Here is a 549-nt window from a genome sequence, read left to right as displayed (position 1 = left end):
TCATATCAGTTGGCACCCTTCGTCACGTCGCGGCCGTGCTCGGCTGCAATCTTCTTGTCGTTCTCGTAGTAGCCAAGGCTCATCCGGATAGAAGTGCCGAGCGTTTCGAACACTTCGGGGCGCGAGTCGCGCAGTGCGGCGAGTTCTTCCATGCGCTCATCCAGCTTGAATGCGTCGGCGCGGCTCTGTCCCTTGTTGCGCTTTCCGTCCAGGAACGCGGCACGGTTGAGATATTCGTTCACGGTTTTCCTTCATTGTGTTCGGGCGTGAAAAAGCCCCTGCGTATGGCACGTCAGGGGTTCGTGAGTGAAGCTCTGAAGTTGTGGACGTTCCTGCCCCTATGCGGGGGCCCAATCCGGGATTCCGATCAGCGCACGCGCGGCCATCTGCGTTGCCTGGTACGTCTCCGTTCGGCAGTCCGCCGAGCAGTACAGCGGGCGACGACCCCGCCCGACGTAGTGCAGTTCGTTGGAGCAATTCGGGTGGGCACAGATGCCGGGCCCCGTGTCCTCGGCTCGCTGCCGCGCGTCGGTGACGAGTGCGAGCGTT

2 protein-coding genes are annotated in these 549 nt (G+C 62.1%); both read right to left on the bottom strand.

The genetic code is table 11. The annotated features are described in order from the left end of the window. Window positions 1-5: 5 nt before the first annotated feature. Window positions 6-242 (bottom strand): hypothetical protein, encoded by a 237-nt coding sequence (locus KUM32_RS40460; protein WP_187063045.1) that lies wholly within the window; start codon window positions 240-242, stop codon window positions 6-8. Window positions 243-338: 96 nt separating this feature from the next. Continuing rightward, on the bottom strand, window positions 339-549 hold a 211-nt coding region (locus KUM32_RS40455), incomplete at its 5' end, for a hypothetical protein (protein WP_217146682.1).

It is taken from the genome of Streptomyces sp. AC627_RSS907, from assembly GCF_019049165.1.
Note: the sequence above shows the minus strand (reverse complement) of the source record. Positions and strands in the feature narration are given on the sequence as shown.